This window comes from Pseudoalteromonas sp. PAST1, from assembly GCF_021532515.1.
Classification (GTDB): Bacteria; Pseudomonadota; Gammaproteobacteria; order Enterobacterales; family Alteromonadaceae; genus Pseudoalteromonas; species Pseudoalteromonas simplex.
On the sequence record NZ_JAKGBH010000016.1, the window covers coordinates 67,930 to 93,329 of the forward strand.

22 protein-coding genes are annotated in these 25,400 nt (G+C 41.7%); 14 read left to right on the forward strand and 8 right to left on the reverse strand.

Translation table 11 applies throughout. The features are described from left to right. From L1272_RS09955 to L1272_RS09965, 3 genes are read left to right on the forward strand one after another with little or no spacing between them, the layout of a single operon-like run. Complete coding sequence (locus tag L1272_RS09955) at nt 1–528, forward strand: hypothetical protein (protein ID WP_235373287.1); 528 nt, start codon at nt 1–3, stop codon at nt 526–528. Nucleotides 529–530: 2 nt separating this feature from the next. After that, nucleotides 531–1,874, forward strand: a complete 1,344-nt coding sequence (locus tag L1272_RS09960; protein ID WP_063527941.1) for a sigma 54-interacting transcriptional regulator — start codon at nt 531–533, stop codon at nt 1,872–1,874. Nucleotides 1,875–1,882: 8 nt separating this feature from the next. After that, on the forward strand, nt 1,883–2,383 hold the full coding sequence (locus tag L1272_RS09965) for a DUF1543 domain-containing protein (protein ID WP_054551194.1): 501 nt from the start codon (nt 1,883–1,885) through the stop codon (nt 2,381–2,383). 1 nt (nt 2,384) lies between these two features. Here L1272_RS09965 and L1272_RS09970 read toward each other — a convergent pair whose 3' ends face one another. The 4 genes from L1272_RS09970 to pdsR all read right to left on the reverse strand — a co-directional run bounded on the left by L1272_RS09970 (nt 2,385) and on the right by pdsR (nt 5,907). After that, a complete protein-coding gene (locus L1272_RS09970; RefSeq protein ID WP_054551195.1) occupies nt 2,385–2,594 on the reverse strand; it encodes a hypothetical protein in 210 nt (69 codons plus the stop codon). A gap of 213 nt (nt 2,595–2,807) precedes the next feature. Further along, complete coding sequence (locus L1272_RS09975; protein WP_199530143.1) at nt 2,808–2,978, reverse strand: hypothetical protein; 171 nt, start codon at nt 2,976–2,978, stop codon at nt 2,808–2,810. Between the two features lie 113 nt (nt 2,979–3,091). Continuing rightward, nucleotides 3,092–5,218, reverse strand: coding sequence for a proteobacterial dedicated sortase system histidine kinase (gene pdsS, locus L1272_RS09980; RefSeq protein ID WP_199530142.1), 2,127 nt, complete (start codon nt 5,216–5,218; stop codon nt 3,092–3,094). Next, nucleotides 5,218–5,907, reverse strand: a complete 690-nt coding sequence (gene pdsR, locus L1272_RS09985) for a proteobacterial dedicated sortase system response regulator (RefSeq protein ID WP_063527939.1) — start codon at nt 5,905–5,907, stop codon at nt 5,218–5,220. Before pdsR ends, pdsS begins: the two co-directional genes overlap by 1 nt. Nucleotides 5,908–6,126: 219 nt before the next feature. Here pdsR and pdsO point away from each other — a divergent pair, with 219 nt between their 5' ends. Genes pdsO through L1272_RS10000 form a run of 3 tightly spaced genes read left to right on the forward strand, consistent with a single transcriptional unit; the run spans nt 6,127 to nt 9,463 of the window. Then, nucleotides 6,127–6,864 carry a sortase-associated OmpA-like protein PdsO gene (pdsO, locus tag L1272_RS09990; protein ID WP_054551198.1) on the forward strand — a complete coding sequence of 246 codons (738 nt, stop codon included), beginning with the start codon at nt 6,127–6,129 and terminating at the stop codon, nt 6,862–6,864. A 26-nt stretch (nt 6,865–6,890) separates the two neighbouring features. After that, complete coding sequence (locus L1272_RS09995) at nt 6,891–8,891, forward strand: marine proteobacterial sortase target protein (RefSeq protein ID WP_199530141.1); 2,001 nt, start codon at nt 6,891–6,893, stop codon at nt 8,889–8,891. After that, a complete protein-coding gene (locus tag L1272_RS10000) occupies nt 8,879–9,463 on the forward strand; it encodes a class GN sortase (protein WP_199530140.1) in 585 nt (194 codons plus the stop codon). The genes L1272_RS09995 and L1272_RS10000 overlap by 13 nt, the downstream gene beginning before the upstream one ends. On the opposite strand, the gene L1272_RS10005 is transcribed toward L1272_RS10000, so the two are convergent. Next, nucleotides 9,373–10,317 (reverse strand): DMT family transporter, encoded by a 945-nt coding sequence (locus L1272_RS10005; protein ID WP_138616362.1) that lies wholly within the window; start codon nt 10,315–10,317, stop codon nt 9,373–9,375. The genes L1272_RS10000 and L1272_RS10005 overlap by 91 nt on opposite strands. A gap of 125 nt (nt 10,318–10,442) precedes the next feature. Here L1272_RS10005 and proB point away from each other — a divergent pair, with 125 nt between their 5' ends. From proB to L1272_RS10050, 8 genes are all read left to right on the forward strand, one after another. Continuing rightward, on the forward strand, nt 10,443–11,546 hold the full coding sequence (gene proB / locus L1272_RS10010; RefSeq protein WP_054551200.1) for a glutamate 5-kinase: 1,104 nt from the start codon (nt 10,443–10,445) through the stop codon (nt 11,544–11,546). A gap of 63 nt (nt 11,547–11,609) precedes the next feature. After that, nucleotides 11,610–12,572, forward strand: a complete 963-nt coding sequence (locus L1272_RS10015) for a GGDEF domain-containing protein (RefSeq protein WP_054551201.1) — start codon at nt 11,610–11,612, stop codon at nt 12,570–12,572. Between the two features lie 67 nt (nt 12,573–12,639). After that, nucleotides 12,640–12,999, forward strand: a complete 360-nt coding sequence (locus tag L1272_RS10020; protein WP_054551202.1) for a glutathione S-transferase N-terminal domain-containing protein — start codon at nt 12,640–12,642, stop codon at nt 12,997–12,999. Between the two features lie 81 nt (nt 13,000–13,080). Further along, the gene (gltX, locus tag L1272_RS10025; protein WP_054551203.1) at nt 13,081–14,565 is read left to right on the forward strand and encodes a glutamate--tRNA ligase; all 1,485 of its coding nucleotides are present in this window, start codon (nt 13,081–13,083) and stop codon (nt 14,563–14,565) included. Nucleotides 14,566–14,786: 221 nt separating this feature from the next. Then, a complete protein-coding gene (locus tag L1272_RS10030) occupies nt 14,787–15,794 on the forward strand; it encodes a sulfatase-like hydrolase/transferase (protein ID WP_235373289.1) in 1,008 nt (335 codons plus the stop codon). After that, on the forward strand, nt 15,767–16,312 hold the full coding sequence (locus L1272_RS10035) for a hypothetical protein (RefSeq protein ID WP_235373291.1): 546 nt from the start codon (nt 15,767–15,769) through the stop codon (nt 16,310–16,312). The genes L1272_RS10030 and L1272_RS10035 overlap by 28 nt, the downstream gene beginning before the upstream one ends. A 414-nt stretch (nt 16,313–16,726) precedes the next feature. Further along, nucleotides 16,727–22,057: a S8 family serine peptidase gene (locus L1272_RS23125; protein WP_290440856.1), complete on the forward strand. Its 5,331-nt coding sequence runs from the start codon at nt 16,727–16,729 to the stop codon at nt 22,055–22,057. 317 nt (nt 22,058–22,374) lie between these two features. Continuing rightward, nucleotides 22,375–23,217, forward strand: a complete 843-nt coding sequence (locus L1272_RS10050; RefSeq protein ID WP_138599612.1) for a MipA/OmpV family protein — start codon at nt 22,375–22,377, stop codon at nt 23,215–23,217. Here the strand turns inward: L1272_RS10050 and L1272_RS10055 are convergent. From L1272_RS10055 to L1272_RS10065, 3 genes are all read right to left on the reverse strand, one after another. Next, complete coding sequence (locus L1272_RS10055; RefSeq protein WP_199530137.1) at nt 23,201–24,391, reverse strand: ATP-binding protein; 1,191 nt, start codon at nt 24,389–24,391, stop codon at nt 23,201–23,203. The genes L1272_RS10050 and L1272_RS10055 overlap by 17 nt on opposite strands. Then, nucleotides 24,388–25,065 carry a response regulator transcription factor gene (locus tag L1272_RS23225; protein ID WP_235373292.1) on the reverse strand — a complete coding sequence of 226 codons (678 nt, stop codon included), beginning with the start codon at nt 25,063–25,065 and terminating at the stop codon, nt 24,388–24,390. The genes L1272_RS10055 and L1272_RS23225 overlap by 4 nt, the downstream gene beginning before the upstream one ends. An 8-nt stretch (nt 25,066–25,073) precedes the next feature. After that, a partial coding sequence (locus tag L1272_RS10065) for an IS30 family transposase (protein ID WP_235373293.1) occupies nt 25,074–25,400 on the reverse strand: 327 nt, incomplete at its 5' end.

Sequence of the window (25,400 nt, forward strand, 5' to 3'; positions counted from 1 at the left end):
ATGGGCTTAGCGAATAAAGCCAGTTTTATGCTTGTTATAGGCACACTTTTTATAACAGGGTGCACGATCACGCAAAAGCATGTTGAGGCAGAGCAAGTAGAGCCGACAGCAGAAGTGAAACCTCAAGGGCAACCTAACCCCAAGCCTCGGCCGAAAAGTGAGCCGTTATACCCGCCTGCAAGTACAGTCATTGCTTGGCATGCTGCCAAGTGCGGTGGCTTTAAAGCAAGCTCTGATAAAGCAAATTATGTTGGTGAAAATGAGCTAAAGCGTCTGTTTGAATCGATTTGTTTACTCGGTGCTTCAGAGCCAGAAAAAGCTCTTAGTCAGCTTGAAAAAAGTGACCATGCTTTTTATTGGCCAGATGATATTAAGCAGTATCTATGGTTACAAAAGCAATATTTACGACAGAATTTAGCGGCAAAACAAGCTAAGCAAGCACTGAGTGATGAAATGGAAAAAACCTTATCGTCGCTTGCGACTATCGAACAACAACTTCTGCTACGTGAAGAGACCAAGGAGCAGTAACCATGAATGAAGTAACAAAACCACGGGTTTTATTAGTAGATGACGATGCGAGTTTATTAAAGTTACTAGCGATTAGAATTGAGTCTAAAGGCTATTTGGTAAGCACAGTCGAAAGTGGCATTGAGGCATTACAAACGTTAAAAAACCAAACCTATGATGCGGTGATCACTGACTTAAGAATGGATGAAATGGACGGCATGGCTCTACATCGCCAGTTACAAAGTCGTTACCCTTCAATGCCGGTGATTATGATGACAGCACATGGTTCGATACCTGATGCAGTGGAAGCGACGAAGCAAGGTATTTTTGCATTTATTACCAAACCAGTTGATAAAGATGAGCTGTTCGACAGCCTTGCTAAAGCTATTGAGATCCATGGTGTACACGGTGATGAAACACCGACACAAACAAATATTGTCACCCGTAGCGGCGCGATGTTGCATTTACTTGAGCAAGTTAAATTGCTTGGTCCAACGCAAGTGAATGTGTTGATCTCCGGTGCTAGCGGCACAGGTAAAGAGCTGCTTGCACAAGCGATACATCAACATAGCCATGTTAGTGATGGGCCATTTGTGGCAATTAACTGTGGCGCTGTGCCGGGGGAGCTTTTAGAGTCTGAATTGTTTGGGCATAAAAAAGGCGCGTTTACAGGCGCAGTCAAAGACCATCAAGGTTTGTTTCAACAAGCTCAAGGTGGGACCCTTTTTCTAGACGAAATTGGTGATATGCCGCTAAATTTACAGGTAAAACTACTGAGGGTTTTACAAGAGAAAACCATTCGCCCTGTGGGCTTTCAAGAAGAGATCCCAATTGATGTGCGGGTGGTGTCGGCGACTCATAAGAACCTCCCAGAGGCAATCAATAATCAGCAGTTCCGTGAAGATTTATATTACCGATTAAATGTGGTGAACTTAAAACTGCCTCCGCTTTGTGAACGCCGAGAAGATATTAGTTTGCTAGCACAGCATTTTGCAGGTCTAATTGCTAAACGTATGGGGCAAGAGCAAAAGCAGTTTGCCAATGATGCGATGCATGCTTTGGTGCGCTATGATTGGCCGGGTAATATCCGTCAATTACAAAATGTGATAGAGCAGGTAGTAGCCCTTACACCTGGTAAAGTGATAGCTGCTCAGTTAGTTGAGAGTGCATTAAATAGTAATGTTAGTATTGCTGAGCCACTTTCGTTAAATGATGCAAAAAAAGAATTTGAGCGAGATTATTTAATTAATACGCTGAAAATGTCAGCGGGTAATGTTGCCGAAGCCGCAAAGCTTGCGAAACGTAATCGCTCAGATTTTTATAAATTAATCAAAAAGCACAACATTAATGTTGAAAGCTTAATATAAGGAAAAACATGGCGCTTTTTTTAGTCTATCTGGGCGGTCGTATTCAAGGTTGCCACATTGAAATGCACGACGTTCGATTTGTCGTAGGCGATAGCATTGAGCAAACCTACTCAAAACTAAAAGCACAATGGGTGGGTGATAAAAGCAACGTACACATGGATAGCTACATGCAAATTCAGCACATTGATGGTTATCAGGTCGAAGTGGTTGATAGTGCGCATCACCAAGCCGAAAAACTATACTTTGTAAATTTAGGTGCTTACCGAGCTGATAGTCTTGCAGAGCAACATGATTTTGCATTGTATGTTGCCCGTAGCAGTGAAGAAGCAAAGCAACGCGCTAAAGAGTCTTTATTGGCGGGAATGACTCATCTTCATAAAGATGACTTACACGATGTAGACGATTGTTTTGCGATTGACTTGTTAGATAGCAACTTATCAATCAAATTAACGCCAAGCGGGCAAGCTCAAGCAATGAAACCCGATTGGTTTGGCTATCACGTGTTGTGATCTATTCTTGGTTATCGTTTTTACTGGCAACTTTAAAGGCGATAATCACCAATCCAAACAAGGCAAATGGCAGTGCAGCGAGTAAATACTCAACGGTATGGCTGTCTTGGTAGTTGGGCTGGAGTAGGAAGTGACCTGCAACACAAAGTAAAATAGCCACGAATAAAACGGGCAGTAAAATCAGTTCTTTTTTAGGTGAGTGTTTTTTCATTACAAGGCGTTATATTCCAAAGGTGCGCCATTGTAATGAGCTACCCTTAGTTAGGTCAAACGATATCAATCAGCAATAATACTTAATCAATTTGAGGGATTAAACCTGATGCTAGCAGCGTTAAAAATTTTTCATTTAGAACAACTAAATAGCAAAATTTTTGCCTTGCTATCAACGCGGTTTTCTTGCCTCAAAGTTGCTTACTTAATTAAGCTAATTGATATAGCTTGCTTTGTAGTTTGCTTTATATTGCGCTGTATCAACTTTTTTAGTGTCAGCTTTTACAGGCTGCTTTTTTGGAGCCACTGGTTTATCGGTTGCTTCATTATAGCTAAATAGCCCCATAATGAACTCAATCTCTTCACGTTGTAATCCAGAACGCATGATGCCCTCCAAAGAATAGTTTGCCTTTTGTATTACAAATATTACGTCCTGTAATCTGAATTATCGGTGAATAGCCAGTCATTAAACTGTAATCATATGTAACGCAAATATGCTTATTTAATAGGCAACTTCACAGTAAACACAACACCTGTGCCATCATCTAAATTTTCTGCCAATACTTTACCGTGATGGTAATCGCAAATAAGCCTTACAATATAAAGACCTAAACCTAAGTGGGGCTGCTGCTGGTGCTGCTGACTTCTCACCGAGACCATTGAGTCGAAAATGTGTTCAACTAAACCGTCAGGGAGCAAAGGCCCTTGGTTGCTGATTTTTAATAATGCATGCTGCTCTTGCTTGATTAAGCTGACTGAAATTGTGCTTTGCGGGGTTTTAAACTCAAGTGCGTTGTTGATGAGCTTATCGAGTAATTGGGCAATAAATTCTGGTGCGCCACTAACATTTAACGGCTCTTTACAAAGCGACAATGTAAATAGGCTTTCACCATAGGTTATTTGATAGCCCTGCATGCAGCCGGTGATCACCTTGGTCAGGTCAAACTCTTCTGCCTCGGCACTTTGAATACTTTGTTCAAGGCGCGTTGCTTCACTCATGGTGGTAATAATTTTACCTAACCGCTCAACCCCTTCACTGGCACGGTCGAGGTATTTTTGACTCAGTTCAGATTGCGGCTGCATTTGTAAATTTTCAAGCGATGAGCGCACAACAGCCACGGGCGTACGAAGTTCATGGGAGAGTCGTGATGACATATTTTCTAAGTAATCAGTATAACCACTTAAACGGCTAACAATGTTGGCAAAGCTGCGAGAAAGGTCGCCAATTTCGTCATTCGAATCGGCATAAGTAATTTTGCCGGTGATGCGCCCTTGGGCATCAATGGCTTGCTCGGCGTTGTCACGTAAGCGGCGAATACGGCTGGAAATTCTTGAAGCAAAAAAGAATAGCGTCACAGTGCCTACAAGCATCACTGCTAAAATGACATTAAAGAGCTTCTCTAACGATTTATTACGTAGGGTGCGCACGCCATTGGTGGTTTCTTCTGCGATTACTGCACCAATGACTTTATCTTGGATCCAAATAGGGTAAGCCGCCGATAAAATAACGGCTTTGTTATCTGGAGTTAAGCGCCATGATGATGCGGGTTTACCATTTAAAGCACTTGCTATGTGAGTACCTTGCATCGCTGCGACATCATGTAAGGTATCAATAAACTCATTTTCTGGGCGAGTTAAAATTTTATAGTAAAGTGGGTGTAAGTAATCTTGCTCAAAGCGTTGCCACCATGTTGTTGCAGGCTCCTCTTTTAGGCCGTCTGCCCAAACGCCATCGGCATGATGAATTGAGCCTGATTGTGCAAGTACACGATGATGGTTATCGACGACCCAAATTCGGCTGCCACTGTGGCCCATGCCTTTCAAAATACGGTTAATTTCCGGCGAAGGTACTAAAACAGAGCCGATATCATTGGGGTTTTGCAGGTTTGAGGTCGACATTAACTGAGGCTCAACTTTGTCTTCATCCCAATCTTCAATCGCAAAACCAAGCTTATTACCTAGCATCGAAAGCGGAAAACGCAGCTCTATGTTGTAACCCGTGTCGGTGCTTTTAAAATAGCCTTGGATTTTAGTGACCGGCTCTTGTGTTGCAGCATCAAAGGCATTAACCCAACCATCTTGGCGGGCGGCCACCACATAACGTTTAAATTCACCTTCAGGTGTTTTTAACATGATCTGTAAGTGATCGTTACGGGTAAAGCTAAGCACATTTTTAGCACGATAAACTAATGAGCTGTCAGTGACTTTAAATGCCGCATAAAGGTAGTTTTCGTACTTGCCTACCATGTGATCAAAACTTAGATCACTTTCTTGGTGCTCATTGCTTAGCCCCTGTAGGTAGCGTTTGTCATAATGCCAAAATAAGCTTTGATACGGTTGCCATTCCGACAATTTACCATCAAGTTGAATCGGGTTATTTAGGTTATAGGCATATAAATCTCGGCCTTTTACAACTTGATCTAAAAAGTTGGTTTGCGAGTCAAACAAAGCGGGGCGCTCATGTAATGCGGTTGCGAGTGCGCGGGTGGTGCCTACTAAGGTTTTTTCTTGCCCTTGTCTTAAGAACTTTTCCATTTCCCACACATATTCATAGCCAAGCCAAGGCAATAAAAATAAAAAGCAGGATAAGAAAATAAACTTTGTTCTAAGCCCCAAACGCAGCATTAAGCTTGCTCCCAGCGATAACCCATACCGTAAACGGTATCAATGCAGTCAAATGCATCATCTAAAGCAATAAACTTTTTACGAATGCGTTTTACATGAGAGGTAATGGTGCTGTCATCAACATAAATTTTCGCATCACTCATTAATTCGTTGCGGCTTTTTACATGGCCTGGACGCTGTGCAAGTGAATGTACCATCCAAAATTCTGTCACAGTTAAATCAACCAGTTGCTCTTGCCAAAAAACCTGCATGCGCTGAGTATCTAACTTTAACGGGCCGCGATGTAAAAGAGCGGTTTGATCGGCGGGTTGATCGAAGGCATCAAGGCGTCTAAACAAGGCACCAATACGAGCAGCAAGATGCGCCATACTGATGTCTTTGGTTAAGTAATCGTCAGCACCCATGCGCAGGCCACATACGGTATCAATTTCGCTATCGCGGGCGGTTAAAAATATAATCGGTAAGGTTTTAGATAGACTGCGTAATGTTTGGCAAAGTAAAAAACCACCATCTACTTCATGGCCAAGGCCAATATCAACAATGGCTAAATCTGGTAAAGATTGACTAAATGCCAGTTCAGCACTGGCTCTGTCAGCAAAGCCTACAACCTGATAGCCCTGAGCGCTGAGCATTTCTGTGTAGTTTTCGCGGATTGCTGTTTCATCTTCAACGATTGCTATTTTCTTCATTGTTAATACTTACTTAAATTCTTTCTATAGCGAACTATACCTAATTTTTTGCCTTGCGTACTGGCAAAAACGCGATTGCCATTTTTCTGCCACAATTGCTCAGCAGTTTGCCTTTTTTGATCCCCTTTATTGCCATTTCGACTTGTTTTAATAGCTCCATACCAAGTTCGCAACACCAACCAATGTTGCCAAGCAATTAAGTAGAAAAAGGATTAAACCATGAAAAAATTAATTATTGCCGCTGTTATTACGTCTGCTGTATCTGTAGCCCCTTTTGCAGACGCCGCGAGTCAAGCTAAACAAGAAACACCAAAAGAAACTGCCATTGGCTTAGGTGCTGGTGCCGTTGTTGGCGGCCTAGTCGGCGGCCCAGTGGGGGCATTTATTGGCGCGTTTGCAGGTGGCTTAATTGGCGAAAAAGAAGCGGCAGACAACACCATTGATGAACAAGCACACGCATTAGTTGTAATGAAAGAGCAAACCGCTGATTACCAACAAGTAATTGCCGATAACGCAGCCTTAAGTGAGCAGCTTGAATTATTAGCTGACGAAAAAGAGCAGTTACTACAAGCTCAATTAAACACCTTATTGGCCATGACGGTACAGTTTAAAACTGGCTCTAGCGAAATTGCCCCACACTTTGCTAACCAGCTCAATAAAGTCGCACAGTTACTTATTGCTCAGCCAAATCTGGCTATCGACTTAAATGGCTTTGCAGATCAGCGTGGTGATGAGTTGGCTAATTTAATGCTCTCAAAACAGCGCGTAAATGCAGTGCAAAGCTACTTAATTAAACAAGGTGTGCCTCATACGCGCTTAACCGCTACCGCCTTTGGTGAGCAGCAAAGTGTTGCCGATTCAAATAACTACGAAGACAACGTGTTTGACCGCCGCGTAACCTTAACGACACGCCCTGTTTCACAAAGCAGCTTACGCACAGCACAAAGTAACCACTAATTCATCGGTCGATGGAGTGACATATTATGTTGAGTAACCGTACCAAAAGGCTCCTTTTTGGGAGCCTTTTTATCCTCTTATTAGGTTATGCTGTTAACCCTGCATTTGCAGCCAATGCCAGTGCCGAGCTGCGTTTTTATGATGACTCAAATAGCCAAGTGTCGTCGGGCTTATTAGTGAAAAACGATGTCACTATGACGCTCACTGGGCTTATTAATCATGTTGTTGTTAAACAGCGTTATCAAAACCCGCACCCGTTTGCCGTTAATGCCCGTTATGTGTTTCCGTTACCTGATGAAAGCGCAGTTCATGCCATGCAAATGCAAATTGGTGAGCGCATTATCACCGGTAACATTGCCCTTAAACAGCAGGCAGAACAGCAATTTGAGCAAGCCCAAAAACAGGGTAAACGCGCCGCTTTAGTACGTCAGCAACGCGCGAACATTTTCTCTACTGATGTAGCAAACCTTGGAGCAGGGGAAGAGATTGAAATTACCTTGCAATACCAAGAGATAATCGGTTTTCGAGATGGTGTGTTTTCACTGCGTTTTCCAACCACTATTACGCCGCGCTACGAACCTTTAACGGCAGAACTGCAGCAAAAAGTGAATCTAGAAACAAAAGACACAGAACAACAGAACGACGCAACAGCTAACACAGCGCAAGTGGCATCAGCGTGGCTAAAGCCTGTTTTTCATCGTGCACAAAGCCAAGAGTCTGATGCGAGCCTAAACCTTGCTATTTCGATGGATATTGGCCTTGAACTCAGTGATATCAACGCTAATTTAGCGGGCATGCAAATCGATAATCCAAGTTTTGGTCGGTACCAGTTATCACTTAATCGTGATGTTCCGATGGATAGAGACTTTGAGCTGACATTTAAACCCCTTGATAAAGCCCACTCTCAGGCTGCATTTTTTACCGAAACAGTAGCAGGGCAAGAATATGGTTTACTGATGTTAGTACCGCCTAGCGATCACTTTACTTCGCAAGCTCGTCTGCCTCGTGAAATGGTGTTTGTTGTTGATACCTCTGGCTCAATGCATGGCCAATCAATGGAGCAGGCTAAACAAGCCTTGTTTTATGCCCTTTCGTTATTGGATGAAAATGACAGTTTTAACATCATAGGCTTTGATAACGAAGTGTCGGTATTAAGTGACACGCCAATGATTGCCAATGACTTTAACATTCGCCGTGCAGAGCGCTTTATTTATGGCTTACAAGCCGATGGCGGCACCGAAATAGCAAAAGCACTGACTCAGGTACTTGATGGTAAACAGCATGATGGCTTTGTACGCCAAGTGGTGTTTTTAACCGATGGCAGTGTGGGTAACGAAACGCAGCTATTTAAACAAATTCAAGCAGATTTAGGTGACAGCCGACTCTTTACCGTCGGTATTGGTAGCGCACCTAATAGCTTTTTTATGACCAGAGCTGCTGATATTGGCCGCGGTACATTCACTTTTATAAGTAGCACCAGCCAAGTACAGCCAAAAATGCAGCTACTATTTGATAAGCTGGCGCATCCCGCGGTTAAAGAGCTTGCACTTGAAGGTGATAAAGCAGTCCTTGAGTATTGGCCATCGCCATTACCTGATTTGTATTTTTCAGAGCCGGTTTTGGTTGCCATAAAGCTTGATGGCAGTCAGCACTTAACATTAAAGGGGCAAACAAACACAGGGCCAATGACGATTAATTTAGCAACGGCCAATGCTGCAAACGGCGAAGGTATCGCTAGACTCTGGGCAAGACAAAAAATTAAGTCACTACTGCTTTATAATGAAAAGGATGCGGTACGCGCAGAAGTCGAGACATTAGCACTTCAGCATCATTTACTTAGCCCTTTTACAGCCTTTATTGCAGTTGATAACTATGCGGATAATGAGATTGCAGAGCGTTCAATGCAAGTACGCAACAAACTTCCTAACGGCATGACGCTACCGCAAACCGACGGACAAAGCCGGGTGTTTATGTTACTAGGATTGTTGCTGCTTTCATTCTCGTGGTTATGGCAATGGCGACGCTAAAAAAAGCGCTGCCAGTTTGCAGCGCCTTACTTGGCATCGCATTGTTTGTGAATGGTGGCTATATGCAGGCGAAAGCTTGGCTGGCTCAGGCTCTGATTGAATCTGCTTGGCAGCAAGCTTTGCAAAGTCCTAATCAGCAAGTGAGGCCTTGGTTTTACGCCGATGGTTATGTCACTGCACACATAGAATGGCCAAGCCAGCAGCAAGAATTGACTGTACTTGCTGGTGCATCGGGGCGAAACCTCGCGTTTGCCCCCGGGCATTTTTTGCCAAGCGGTGAACTTGGCAGCACAAATGGGGTGTTGATTGCGGGTCACAATGACACCCACTTTGCATTTCTAAGACATGTCAAAGTGGGTGAGCAATTCAGTATGCAATTGCAAAATGGCCAAATTGAACACTATCAAGTTCGCAGCATTGATGTTATTCATCAAAGCGAACAAGGATTTTTAGCACAATCAGGCCTTTATTTATTAACCTGTTACCCTTTTGACTCGTTAGCTTCTGGGACTGAGTTTAGGCTATTGGTGTCGGCTGATAAATTATCGTCTACGTCAACTTTCAGTTCTTGATGACGTTGGCTAACAATAACACCGGCAAATACCACCGCAATACTCACCCATTGCCAAAGTGTCAGAACTTCGCCAAGTAAAATGGCAGACAAAATCAACGCAAAAATTGGAATGAGGTTTGAGTAAGCGGCAGCGGTTAATACCGACACCTTACTGATGGCGTAATTGTACATGCCATAGCCGCCTAAAGTGACACATGAGCCTAAATATAAAATGCTCAGTAGGGCACTTAAATCGTGCTGGTTTTCGCTGGGTAGTTCGATAAATAATAAAAAAGGTGCAAAGAATAAGCTACCACTAAATCCTTGTATTGCTATTAAGGTTAGCGGTGAGTAACGTGCGACTAAGTGTTTTACGCTCACGGTATAAAACGCCGCGCATACCATTGCCATCAATTCTAAAAAGTTACCAAGCAGTGGGTTAGGGGCTTGCTCAGTGCTTGGTGATAAAAGCGTTAATAAAATACTGCCGCCAATACATAAGGTAAAACCAACGACAATGGCTTTACTTATGTACTCTTTTAATATTAAGAACGCCAAAATAGCGACGATAATTGGTAAACAAGAGACTATTACCCCAGCTTGCGATGCTGAAGTGTATTCAAGGGCATGCCCTTCAAATAAATAATAAAAGCAAGGCTCAGCCAGTGACATACCAATTAAGTACTTCCAGTCACCTGGTTTGAACTCAAAGCGAATTATATAGCGCCATAAACATAAGCTAATCAATAACGTGGTTAGCATTCTTAAAAAAATCACTAACACAGGATCATAAACATTGATTGCATGCTTTAAAGCAATGTAAGAGCTACCCCATAAAAAGGTCGCAATAATTAAGCATAAACTGGCTGGCATAGGTGTCGCTATTGAGTAAAAAAACGAGAGCGCGATCCTAGCATGAATTTTTTTAACTTGTTCAAAAACTGTTAGCTGGTATAAATATACCCAAACTACCTCAATATGCAGAATATAAGAATCAAATGCAAAGGCCACACGTCGTTGTTGTAAAGCTGGGCACAAGCGTGCTGACAGGCGGTACCGACAAATTAGATAAAGCACACATGGTTGAACTTGTTCGCCAATGTTGTGAATTAAAAAAACAGGGTTATCAGGTTGTTTTAGTATCAAGCGGCGCGGTTGCTGCAGGTCGCGAGCAACTCATTACCCCCTGTGGTCGCTCTTTGATTGAAAAACAAATGCTTGCCGCAATTGGCCAAGGGCAGCTTATTCATATTTGGCAGAGTCTGTTTGCTTTGTATGGTGTGAATGTAGGGCAAATGCTACTGACCCGCGCCGATGTAGAAGACCGTGAACGTTACTTAAATGCTCGCGATACTTTAAATGCACTACTCGCTCACAATGTGGTGCCAATTATCAACGAGAACGACGCTGTAGCCACCGCCGAAATTAAAGTGGGTGATAACGATAACTTATCTGCTTTAGTCGCAATATTAGCGAATGCTGAAAAGCTGTTATTGTTAACTGACCAAGAAGGCTTATTTACAGGCGATCCTCGCTCTGATGCCAATGCAACACTTATCAATGAAGTTGAGCATATTAATGATGAGCTTAGAGAGCTCGCTGGTGGCAGTGGCACCACCCTAGGTACCGGTGGTATGGCAACCAAACTGCAAGCAGCCGATATTGCACGTCGCGCCGGTGTTGAGGTAATTATTGCCAAAGGCGCAGGCAAAAATGTGATTTTAAATTGCATGGCCGACAAGCTCCCTGGTACACGCTTTTTAAAACTCACCGCACCAAAAGATGGCCGCAAAAAATGGTTACTTGCAGGGCCTAAAAGCACGGGGCAATTAGTGATTGATGATGGCGCAAGCCTTGCGCTTAGAGAACGTGGCGCAAGCTTACTGGCAAAAGGCGTAAAGACTGTGAAAGGGCAGTTTGAGCGTGGTGATGTGATTGAAGTGGTGACCTGCCAAGGGCAATGTATTGCTAAAGGCCTTGTTAACTTTAACCATCAAGAAATTGATCAAATTAAAGGCTGTCATTCATCGCAAATAACTGAGTTGCTTGTATTTGCACCAAGCAGTGAAGTCATTCACCGAGATGATATGATTTTGTTATAGTTTTTTAGTAATTCTAGCAAACTTAACTAAACTAAAGTTATGTTTTATTTTGGGGGCTTCTAAATGGCTTCTAATGCTTGCGGGCATGACTGGGTAGTCACTATAACGCAACAGGAAGAAGAGCCTGAGTTAGACAGTGCACTGATAAATGCTGTTGCTGAATTAGGTGAGTTTACACGTTTTGCAATCTATATTAATAAAACCTTTAATATTGGTCTTCCCGCACGGCTGTTAAATAAGAACACAGCCATTGAGGAGCTTAGCGAGCAAGAAGTCCTAGACTTATTGGCAAAAGTCAGTCGCAATAAAATTCGGATTAGCCGTGATTGTGGGGTGATATCGACATATGTGCCAATTTATTACACTGGCAATGTCGTCGGTATACTTGTTGTTGAATCTGATAAAGAGTTAACCGAGCGCTGCAGTATGCTAGCTATTTATATGCTGAATATCTATGCGAATCAGCTCTCTTTATTACATAAATCACAGCAGGATCCACTTACTGAACTTCTTAACAGGCAAACATTTGATAAAAAAGTGATTGAGATAGCTGCCAATACAGCGGTCGAGCATGACTCTAAGCAGTGTCATTGGTTCCTTGCTATGGTCGATATTGATCATTTTAAACGTGTTAATGATAACTATGGTCATGTAATTGGTGATGAGGTTATTTTACTTGTGGCACAGCTTTTAAAAAATAACTTTCGTATTGAAGATTACGTTTTTCGCTACGGCGGCGAAGAGTTTTCTGTGTTATTTCAAGCAAGTGACGAGTTAGATGCACGAAATGCACTTAATCGTTTTCGCTCCTGTGTTGCCCAATACCCATTTCCTCAAGTAGGCAACTTAACAGTGAGTAGTGGTTTTATGCCAATCTACGAGTTTGAAATGGTTGCCAGCCTTGTGCAAAAAGCCGATCAGGCCTTATACCATTCTAAAAACAGCGGTCGTAATTGTGTCACTGCCTATTCCGAACTAGATATTCAACAAAGCCAACCTCAAGATGATTCAATTGAGCTGTTTTAAGGTGTTGCAGCGCGCTTAGCTGTGTTAAAATTGCCCACTATTTTTTTGAACCCTATGAGAAGGTAAGATGAAGTTTGTTCGTTGGTTGTTAGGCCGCATCATTTTGTTTTTTGATTTTGTATTCACGCCACGTAGTAAAAAGCGCCCAGCAGCAGAGCAAGCCGCGCTTGATTCAGTGACATCACAATTTAAACTATATCAATTTAAAGCCTGTCCATTTTGCGTGAAAGTACGCCGTGCCATTAAACGTCAAGGCCTTTCAGTTGAAACCCGTGATGCCAAAGATAACGAGCAATTTCGCCAGGAGCTATTAGAGCAGGGCGGAAAAGTAAAAGTTCCTTGTTTACGCATTGAAGAAAACGGCCAAGTGACTTGGTTGTATGAATCAAACGATATCATTGCTTATTTAGATAAAGTCGCGGCATAAAGCGGCTTTTCACTTCGATTATGGCCCGTGCTGTGCTAGCATTTGGGCAAATTTTTTAATTGTCTTTTGAGAGATATAACCATGACAATTCGCACCCGTGTTGCTCCGTCACCGACTGGCGACCCGCACCTAGGTACTGCATATATCGCATTATTTAACTACTGTTTTGCTAAGCAGCAAGGCGGTGAGTTTGTGTTACGTATTGAAGATACAGACCAAGTTCGTAGTACGCCAGAATCAGAGCAAGCTATTATGGATAGCTTACAATGGTTAGGCTTAAACTGGGATCACGGTCCAGATGTAGGCGGTGAGTTTGGCCCATACCGCCAATCTGAGCGTAGCGATTTATATAAGAAATTCGCGCATCAGTTAGTTGAACAGGGTAAAGCTTTTTACTGTTTTGCTACGAGCGAAGAACTAGACCAAATGCGTGAAGAGCAAATGGCCGAAGGTCTACGCCCTAAATACGATGGTCGTGGTTTAAATCTTTCTGAAGATGAAATTAAAGCAAACCTTGAAGCGGGTAAGCCTTACGTAATTCGTATGAAGATCCCAAGCGAAGGCACGTTTAAGTTTAACGACTACCTACGTGGCGAAATTGAGATCCCATGGGAAAATGTAGACATGCAAGTGCTACTTAAAGCAGATGGTTTCCCAACTTACTTCCTTGCCAACGTTGTTGATGATCATCACATGCAAATTAGCCACATTTTCCGTGGTGAAGAGTGGATCAATTCAGCGCCTAAGCTATTAAAATTATATGAAGACTTCGGTTGGGAAGCGCCAGTACTAGGTCACTTACCGTTACTGCGTAACCCAGATAAGTCAAAATTATCGAAGCGTAAAAACCCAACTTCAATCAACTACTATAAAGAAATGGGTTACCTTCCAGAGGCACTATTAAACTATTTAGGCCGTATGGGTTGGTCAATGCCAGACGAGCGTGAAAAGTTCACCTTAGCAGAGATGATTGAACACTTTGATATGAAACGAGTGTCGCTTGGCGGCCCAATTTTCGATATCGATAAGCTTAGTTGGTTAAACGGTATGTGGATCCGTGAAAACTTATCTGATGCAGAGCTAATGCAGCGTTTTGTTGATTGGAAATTTAATACCGAGCTATTCGCTAAAGTATTGCCAGAAGCTAAAACACGTATTAATACGCTTTCTGACATGGTTGACCTTGCGGGCCACTTTGTAGGTGGTATTCCAAGTTATGATCCTGCGCTATTAACAGCAGGTAAAGCTGATGAAGATGTAATCCGTCAAGCATTACAGTTCTTCATCTGGCAATTAGAAGGTTTACGTAGTTGGGAAAAACCAGCGATTTTTGCTATCGCAAAAGAAGTGGCGACTTTCCATGAGTTGAAGATTAAAGACTTCCTAGAGCCAATCTTTGTGGCTATCACAGGTAAGACATCTTCAACATCAGTACTTGATGCGATGGAAATTTTAGGCTCTGACTTATCGCGTGCTCGTTTACGTGTTGCTTTAGCACATCTTGGTGTGTCTAAAAAGCAAGCGAAAAAAATTGAGCGTGCATACCGCGATTATCCGCAAGCTTAATCATCCTTTAGTTTTATAAACCGAGCTTTATGCTCGGTTTTTTTATATTTAAATCAAAGTTACCCCAGATTTAACTTGTAAATAGGGACTGCTCTAATAGTATTAAACATGCACAATTTATCACTTGTATGAATATCTTAAGAAAGCAGTATAAGGTGACTGCAAGCGAGGGATTTTTGAAGCTAAGGCAAATGCTTTAGTCAGTTTTCAAGGAGAAAGTGATGTTTAAATACATACTGGCCTGCGTGGCCATTTTAGGCTTAAGTTTACCAAGTGTCGCTGCTGATAAACCCAATGTACTTGTTATTTGGGGCGATGATGTTGGTATGTGGAATATTAGTGCTTACCATCGAGGTATGATGGGAGGCAGTACACCTAACATTGATAGCATTGCGAATGATGGCATGATATTTATGGATCATTACGCACAGGCCTCGTGCACTGCTGGCCGCGCTGCATTTATTACTGGTCAGTATCCTATGCGTACAGGTCTCAGTACAGTAGGTCTTCCTGGCGCACCACAAGGTTTGCAAGAGAAAGATCCAACCTTAGCAACCATGCTCAAATCAAAAGGTTACGTTACAGGCCAATTCGGTAAAAATCACTTAGGTGATCGTGATGAACACTTACCTACAAATCATGGCTTTGATGAATTTTTTGGTATCTTATATCACCTCAATGCAGGTGAGTATCCAGAGCAGCAAGATTATCCTCAAGACACTAAAACGCAAGAAAAGTTAGGCTTAAAAATGCGTGGAGTCATTCATTCAAAAGCGCTTGGAAATGGCAAACAAGAGATTAAAGATCTTGGCCCATTTGGGAAAGAGCGTCAGCGTAATTTAGACCAAGAAGTACTTGTAGAGTCAAAACGCTTTATTCGTGATGCAGTAAAACAGAATAAACCTTTTTTCGTTTGGCATAACACAACTCGAATGCATTACCAAACTAACCTTAATAAAGCTTATGACGGTAAAACTGGCTTTGGTCTATATGCTGATGGTATGGCCGAAATGGATGATGATGTAGGTGAGTTACTTAACTTACTTGATGAACTTAAAGTCGCTGATAACACAATAGTGATGTTTTCTACCGACAACGGTGCCGCATCAAACTCATGGCCAGATGGTGGTAATCAGCCATTTCATGGTGAAAAAGGCGTTGGTGGCTGGGAAGGTGGCTTCAGAGTACCTATGGTTGTTAAATGGCCGGACCAATTCCTAAAGGTGTGAGCACAGGTGAGTTCATGACAATGGAAGATTGGATGCCAACGATTATGTCGTGGGTTGGCGATAAAGATTTAAAAGCTAATTTATTAAAAGGTACCAAAATCAATGGTCAAAAGTATAAGGTTCATTTAGATGGTTTCGATCAAAGTGATATCTTACTGAACAATGGTAAAACAAAGCGTAAAGAGTTCTATTACTTCACCGAAACGACCTTTCATGGAATGCGTTACGGTGACTGGAAATTAATTTTTACAGAACAAAATCATTGGTTTAGGTCTACACAGCAAGCTCTTACTTCACCTTACATTATTAACTTAAAAATGGATCCATTTGAGCGTTTCATTGATGCTAGGGGGTATGATGAGTGGGCTGAAAACCGTAGTTGGATTTTAGGCCCTGCAGGTAATCAAATTGCAGAGTTTGTAAATACCTTTAAGGCATTTCCGCCTAGTCAAGAGAGTATGTCAGTACAAGTGGGTAGTGTTGCTGAAATGATTTCACAGCAAGCGTTAAACCGCTAAAAAACGATAGGCTTTACCAGAACACAATGTTGCAAAATGACAGTTTTGCTCATCGCTGGTAAAGCCTTTACTGCTTCGAATTTGAAAACCATGAGCCAGCTCAAGTTATAGTTGCATAAGAATTATGCGATTTACCACTGCATAATCATAATCAATTGATTAATAAATCAATTTTATCTTCATTTCTTACCTAAATAAAATATGCTACTTCTATTTTGTATTCAGAGATATTGTATATAGAAACGCTATATTAGCCCACCTTTGGTAACTTTAATGTTAACGATGTGTACAAAACGCTACACGAATGTACGTCATTTTTGATTCTCCCTGTGGTTATATTGTTACTACAAGCGTTGAAATGGAAATTCAAAAAGCTTGAATAACTATTCAAACTAACTATCCAGGGGATACTTTATGAAAGTCAAAACACTTTCGATCGCTGTTGCTGCAGCTCTCTATAGTGCTAGTGCTGCACATGCAGCCGGTGTTGAGAACAATCAAGTTAAGCACCAATTAAAAGCACCAAATATTACATTTGAAGAAGTGAAAGCATTTTCCAAAGAGTTCGAGCAAGGTAACTCTTCAAGCATGCTACAAAACGATGGTTTAAATGTTCAATTAAATAGCCAAGCAAGCAAATTTAAAGAAGAAGGTCTGGGTGGCGAACATATTTATATTATTCGTTTACGTGATAACTCTGTTGCTCTTGAAGCTAGAGACTTAACTTCGTCTTTATCAAAATCTATGCAAGCTCAAGGTATTACCAAAGTTTTTGAAAAAGGTCAGGCTGCAATTTCAGCCGTTACAGAATATCAAAACAAGCTTTATTCGAAACAACGTGCTGTTATGCAAAACGTAACGGCAGTTACAGGGCGTACAGAGATGCGCCGTCAATTCACTAAAGCGCTAAATGGTTTCTCTGTAAAAATGACAGAGCAAGAGGCATTACAGGTCGCTTCGCTTGGCTCTGTTGTATCAGTAATGCGTTCTAAAAATTATGATTTACTTTCAGATGAAGGCCCTAAGCACATCGGTGCTGATCAAATTTGGGATGGAACAAGTGTTCCAAGTGGGATCAAGGGCAAAGGTGAAGGCCAAATCATAGGTATTATTGATACAGGTATTAACTCAGATCACCCGTCATTTGCAGCTGTGGGTGCTGATGGTTATGAGCATGAAAACCCATTTGGTGCGGGCGTTTATGTTGGTGACTGTGTTGAAGAGCCAGAAGAGATTCAATGTAATAACAAACTAATTGGTGTACGTTCTTACGATGTGATCACAGATGCGTTTGATGCCATGATCCCAGGCTGGCCGGCGATTGGTGAAGATTATCAAGGTCATGGTTCGCATGTTGCGTCAACTGCGGCAGGTAACGTAGTCAAAGACGTTCCATATATGCTACCTAGTTTTGGTGAAAATACTGATGGCAATATCTTGAAAGAGGGTTTATTCCCTGAAATCTCAGGTGTTGCACCGCATGCAAATATTATTTCTTATCAAGTATGTTACCCATCAAGTGAAGAATACGCAGGTTGTCCTGGTGAAGCGCTTGTAGCAGGTATTGAAGATGCAATTTCTGATGGGGTTGATGTAATCAACTTCTCAATTGGTGGAGCCGACTCAAACGTTTGGGCCGATCCAGTACAACTTGCATTCTTAGCAGCGCGTGAAGCGGGCATCAACGTTGCCGCGGCAGCAGGTAACAGCGGTCAGGGGTGTGGCGCTGCTGAATGTTTTGGCTATTTAGATAACTCGTCGCCGTGGCTTGCGCAAGTTGCAGCAACAACACATGGCCGTACTGTTGTCGTTGAAACTGCTGTTGAATATGCGGGCTTTGCTGATGAAACGATGGGTTCTGAAGTACCAAGTTGGTCAGATATGGGGTTAGTTGGCGGTGCCATTAATAGCGAAGAAATTACCGGCGTTGTTGTCTGGGCTAAAGACTATGAAGACGTCAATGGCTTTAAAGACTCTGATGGATACTGTACTGCCGATTATCCTGAAAATACGTTTAATTTCTACAAAGATGGGACAGAAATAGCTGGTGCGGCTGATGGCAGCACGAATGTTATTGTAATCTGTCAACGTCACTCAGCTACAGATACAGCTGCCAATGCCCGTACTGCAAAAGTAGATCATGTAAAAGCCGGTGGCGCTGATGGTTTCATTATGTTCAACCGTGACAGTGATCAAGCTACAGTACCTGAGGCTTACTCATTACCAGGCGTTCATTTTACCTATGATCAATGGAATGGTGTGTGGCCCGATGACGGTTTAGAAGATTGGGTTGATAGCACATCAGAGAAAGGTCATATGATCACTATTAAGCCAACAGTGATTGAGCGCCGTGTTGATGCTGAAGATGCTGATTGGTTAGCAACCTTCTCATCGCGTGGTCCATCTTATTCGAATGTTGAAGTACTAGCTCCAACACTTGCAGCTCCTGGTGTTGATATTTATGCGGCATACTCTGATGAGCATCCTTTTGTGGCACCACATGGTCAAGATTATGCAGCGATTAGCGGCACGTCTATGGCATCACCTCATGTTGCCGGTGCAATGGCATTACTGCGTCAGATTCATCCTGAGTGGAGTGCAGCCGAGATTCAATCTGCACTATCAATGACTGCCGAAAACGTAGTTAAGTACCATCGTTTAAACAGTGAAAATGATGTTGTTGCTGATGCTAAAATTTACCGTGCTGGTGCAGGTCGAATCAATGTTGCATTAGCAGCTGAAGCTGGTTTTGTTATGGACGAAACAGCCGACAACTTCTTAGCGGCTGATCCATATAATGGCGGTACACCTCACAAACTTAACTTACCAAATTTGGTTAACTTTTCTTGTGCACCAGAGTGTCAATGGGTTCGAACTATCAAAGCAACAGAAGATGGAACCTGGACTGTAAGCCATGAAGATGTTGAAAACTGGGCATTTGATGTTAATTCACAAACCGCTCAAAATGGTGTGAATATTGATATCTTCCCGAAAACTTTCTCACTGAAAAAAGGTGAAACGCAAACAATCATTGTTAAAGCATCAATCATGGATACCCAAGATTGGTTTAGTAACTCAGAAGTTGAGCTTCATACCAACCTTGTGTTCCAAGCTGAAGAAGCTGGTATCCCAGATGCACATTGGCCAGTAGCGTTTAAATATGACCGCGGTAATTTACCATCTTCATTAGAAACAACTGCTCATTCAAATGTAGGCACTTATGTTGCTAAAGGTATTGTATTACCGAGTGTTGAAGCACCTGTTGCACGCGCATATGAGCCGGTTAAAGCAGATATCACGACAGTAACTTTGCCAAAAGATGATGAGCGTACTTTCCCGTGGGCCATGAATCGAACAGAAGAAGTTGATGCTAGTGATATTCTAGATGAAGCAACATTTACTAAGTTTGTTACTGTGCCTGCGAACGCAAAACGTTTTATTGCTGAAAGCGTAGGTGTTGAATCCGAGTTAGAAGGTACTTTAAAAGTCGGTAATGCTATCGTCTATGTAGGTAAAGATTATAACGGTGATGGTATTGTTCAGCCGCAAGACGAGATCTTATGTGTATCTAACCATATCATTTACAATAACTTCTGTAATATTAACAACCCAGAAGAAGGTGAATACTGGGTTGTAATTTACAACTCAAATGAATCATCGGTTGGTGCGTTAGAAGAAACCTTTAAACTTGCCACAGCCGTTGTGTCTGACCAAGAGGCGTCAGGAATGACAGCCAGTCTTCCTAGCAGTGATGGTCAAAACACTGTTGAAATGACTGTTAATTGGGATATGGAATTTGATTCAGACAGCGTTTACTACTCTTTGCTTGATGTGGGCACATCAGCCGTAAATCATGGCAATCTAGGCTCTATTCCATTTAAGCTTAACCGTGGCAATGATGTTGCTCATCTTGATGCGCCATATACAGGTGCAAAAGTGGGCGATATGGTGCCTTACACATTTGAAGTATTAGCGAATAACTCAGGTATAGATCGTGAGTTCTCACTAGAACTTGATATTCCTGCTGGTCTTGATATCAAAGCAGAAAATGTAATGGTTTCAACAGCATCTGAAATCAACGTTGAAATTGCTGATGGTAAAGTTATTGTAACGGGCACACAAGCGGATACCCGAGATGTAGAGCCAGATTACATCGTCACTGATAACATCACTGATGAAATGTGTCGTACACCTGATTTTGGTAACTCAAACCCAGGCGGTTATGTCGACTTATCTGAGTTTGGCATTATGCCTATGCTTTCAGGCTTCGATGAAAGTAATCTATATAATTCACGAAGTGGTTATTCGTTACCAATAGCAAGCTTTTACAATGGTGCATTTGACACATTCAGTCTGTATAACAATGCTGATAATACAAATATCCAAAACTCGATAATTCAAATTCGTGGTATGGGGACAGTGAATACAGGCGGTAGTCGTTACTTCTTCCCAGTGCATAATCCGTTTCCTTATGAAACATTCCCTTATGAGAATATGGGTCCATTATGGCGTGGTTGGGAGTTTGCAGAGAGCGGCTTATTACGTTCAGTAATGTCAGTGGGTTTATCGTCTAACGAAGGGATCTCACTTGCAAGTACAACAACAGGTTGGGGTATTATTGAGTGGGATAACGCGTCAGATTACGACAACCCTGTTTATGATCGTGAAACGGGTCAATACACTTACACTAAACGTGATAACTCATTTGACTTCCAAGTGCTGTTTAATGCCAATACGCGCTTTGGTAAAGGCGAGCATGAAATTTACTATGCATACGATAATTTAGATTTTGGTACTACTCGTCCTGCTGGAAGTATCGGTTTACAAGGTTTCCGCGGTGCACAATATCAATACGGTCCTCTTGAAAGCTATCGCGGTATTCAGATTGCTTATAACAACTTAGATGAAGTAATCAGCGATGGATACGTAGTATGTATGGACTATGTTGGTCCAGAGTCATCACAATTTGAAGTCACCGCATGGGCCGAAGTTATGCCAACCGCTACAGGTCAAACACTTGAAGTTGCAGCTAAAGCAGCAATCTCGGGTCTGAATGACATGACTTCAACTGCAACACTGGCGATCCCTGGTAACATCACAGTGATTGCACTTGATGATATGGTGACAACTGAGGAAACACCGATTAGCTTCGACGTTCATCACATTGATGAAAAGAACTCGAAGAATGAAATCTCGGTAATTTCTGATGATGTAAGCTACGAAGTTGATGGCGATACAGTAACTATTACACCAAATGAAAACTTCTCTGGTGAGACAGAAGTAACTGTAATGGTGTCTGATATTGAATACCCATCAGACGCAGCAAGCACAACCTTTATGTTAACAGTCGAGGCAGTAAACGACGCACCTGTTGTGGTTGTTGAAGCAAGTTCTCAGCAAGTCACTGAAGGCAGCGTTATTACCCTAGATGCCTCAGCATCTCATGATTTAGATAACGATGAGTTAACTTTCTCATGGCAAGGCCCAGGTACTATCGCAAGTCCAACATCAGCAATCACTGAAGTATCAGGTCTAACGGCTGGTGAGCATCAGTTTACCGTATTGGTAAGTGATGGAATAGAAGCGATGGAACTAGGAGTTGCTGTGACAGTAACGGCTGAAGAAACAACGGTCGTTCCTGAAGAAGAAGCGCAATCAAGCTCTGGCTCAAGCGGCTCTTTAGCATGGATAACAGTGTTATTAGCTGGTTTTGCCGGTCTTCGTCGTCGTATGAAACGAGACTAAACACTCCCTAAGTGTGTTATGTAGCAAAGGGCCTTCGGGCCCTTTTTTTGTCATTGAGTAAATTAAATAATGGAATTTAATAACTAAAACTGAAAACCTATGTAGCAAAATGTACAAGCTATTTAATATTTCTTTCAGTATGTTAGTTTGACGATAGTAGATAAAATAAGTCATTTTACTGCGTTGTGTGGCAAAAAAATTATACAAAAATGTATGCAAACGCTATGATCGCCCCAGCACAGAAAGGGCTAAAAGAGTTTTAGTTTATTAAGTTAGTATAGTAGTCGTTTATTACGGCATTAAGGTGAGTTACGTTAATGAAAAGGTTGTTTGGTTCAATGTGTTGCTTAGCTGCATCAACTGCATTTGCGCAGGATGATGTTAAGCAGCCGCAATTGATTAAAAAGTCTACTTTTCATGCAAGCGTTACGCTAGGCTACGGTGGTATTGAGAACCCAGTACTTGATGCCGATGATGTTATTTCGCCAATTCTGCCAAGCTTGGCTTATTATGGTGATAGCTGGTATTTCGATGATTTTTCTATTGGTTACAGCTTATTTGAATCTGAGAAATTTTATATTGATTTACTGGGGCGCTTTAATGATGATGGCTTCTTCTTTGAGTTAGATGGGGTAGATAAACTCTACGCGACAGGTGTGGTTCGTTCTAGTTCAGGTCGACCTACAATTCCAAGTGCTTCACCAATTAACTTAACACCGATAGAGCGCAACCTTTCTTATATGGCTGGCTTTTCATCAGCTTTAAATATTTATGACGACATTTGGTTGAGTGCGGCATACGTGCACGATATAACCAATGTTCATAATGGCTATGAAATCTTATTCAATGGCTACCAAGCATTTACACTGTTTTCCGGTATTGCTGGCATTGAGGCTGGTATAAACTACAAAAATGAAGAGTTAATTGACTATTACTACACGGTTAGCCCCACAGAGAGCAAAACTCGCTTATTAAGTTATAATTTAGAAAGTGCCACCAATTACTATTTAAAAGTAAGCTACGAGTATCCGATCAGTGATAATTTTAGTGTTGATTTCAAACTAAAGCACACTTGGCTTGATAGCAATTTAGCTAACTCACATATGATTAATAAAAATGGCTATTTCTCAGGTTTTACTGGCATTACATACCATTTTTAGGCCAACTGATTGAGATTTGAGCGCCGCCCGTTTCGAGGTTATTGGCTAAACCAATTTTACCGCCATGCCAGCTAGCAATACGATGCACGATATAAAGTCCTAATCCATAACCACTCGCCAATTTATCTCCTTCACCTTGTTTGAATGGTTCAATTAACGCATCAGCATTTATAGGCAACCCTGGTCCATCATCTGTGACGCTTATCAAGTAATTACCTGCTTTCTCTTCAGTGCTTATATAAATAGTGTGTTTTGCGTATTTTGTGGCGTTGATCAGTAAGTTTTGTACCGCGATTGCCATAAAGCTTGTTTCGCAAAAAGCAGCGTCAACCTCAAGAGTTGGAATAAATTTGAGTTCTTTGTATAAATCAAATTTAGCTATTTCCGTGTTGATCAGTTTAGATAAGTTAACTTTCTCCTGGTTAAACACACTTTGTTGATGCTCTAAACGAGCAAACGATAAATATTGTTCTAAGCGCAATTCAATCTCATCGATATCACGCTCTATTTGGCTACTTTCTAACGAATCTAGCTCTGCGATTGATAACGCAAATCGCATACGCGAGAGTGGGGTACGAATTTCATGAGAAATAATGCGGGATAAATCGCTATGAAGCTGCACAAATTTGTTGATACGCTCTGACATATCAGTAAAGGTGTTTGCAAGCGGTGCAATGGATGAATTTGGCTTTATATCGAGCTCTATTCGTTGCGGTTTTTTGCTGAAGCGGTAGGCTGCACGTTGCAATAAGCTCAAATCACGAAACACTGGGCGTATAAACAATAAAATCATCACACCAAGCAAAAAATAAAAGGCGAAAAAAGCAAACCAGTCAGTTTTTGCGTGTGAAATCAAGTTAATGGGGCCAACTTTTTGAATGCTACCATTACTGCCCTTGAGATATATAAATTGCTGATTATGCTCAGTGACACTGATAATACCGTCTTGATTAAACGTGTTGAGCAAAGAATCAGGCAATGCAATTTCACTTATGCTTAGGCTACTGATCCGCGAGTCTTTTTGCTCTGCTATTTGCGTAAGTTCAGCAACACTAATTTGTACACTCGGCACATGCTTAGAAAAAAACTCATTATAAAGCTGACCAAACGCAAGAACTAAAGCAATTAAGCTTACTGTGATAATCAGGTAAAGCTTAAAAAATTGCTGCTTCATAGTTTTGAAATATCCAAACTGTAGCCTTTGCCTCGCACCGATTTAATATCCAACGAATTTTTGTGGCTGCTTATCGTATCTTTGAGTTTTTTACGTAATCGGCTCACTTTTAAATCTATAGCGCGGTCTAGTCCGTCATACTCACGGCCAATGACATGTTTAAACAGCACTTCGCGAGAGACTGGTTGCGGCATATTCTTCGCTAGATAGGCGATAATATCAAATTCACTCTCGTTTAGGTTCAGAGCAGTATTATGAAAGTAGATATCACGCTTTTTACTGTCTATGCGTAAACAGTCGCTGTGATCTGAAAAGTTATCTTGGCTTACAGTGTGGGCGATGATTGTTTTAATTTTCGCTAATAATAGCTCAGGTTTAATGGGCTTTATTAAGTAGTCGTAAGCACCTAAGTTTAGGCCTTTAATTTGTGATTGCACTGAGTCTAAAGCTGTTAAAAAAATAACAGGACAGGTGTATTTTTCTTTTAGTTGTGAAATTAATTCAAAACCATTGCCATCAGGTAACATCACATCACAGATAATCAATGAGGGAATAAAGGTAATTTCACTACTACGGTAATCTTCAGCTGTATTAAATACATCAATGGTATAGCCGTGTTTTAATAAAAATGTTTGAATTAAATTGGGCGCGAATTCAAGTCCGAAGTGCACCACTCGCTAAATTAGGCTGCTTTGCGTAATTCATCGAATATTACCGCTGGTTGCCTAAACCCTAGACATTTTCTCGGCCTCGCATTGAGCGCCTTTTCTATGTGCGCAATTTGCTTATCTGTCACCGTTCGTAAATCAGTGCCTTTGCGAATATATTGACGCAACAAGCCATTAAAGTTCTCATTTAACCCTCTTTCCCATGATGAGTAGGGGTTAGCAAAGTAGATGTCGGTTTTTAGCTTGTCTGAAACATGCTCATGTTCACAAAACTCACTCCCGTTGTCTGCGGTTATCGTATGAACATGGCGTCGATAGCGCCACAGCATACCTATCATTGC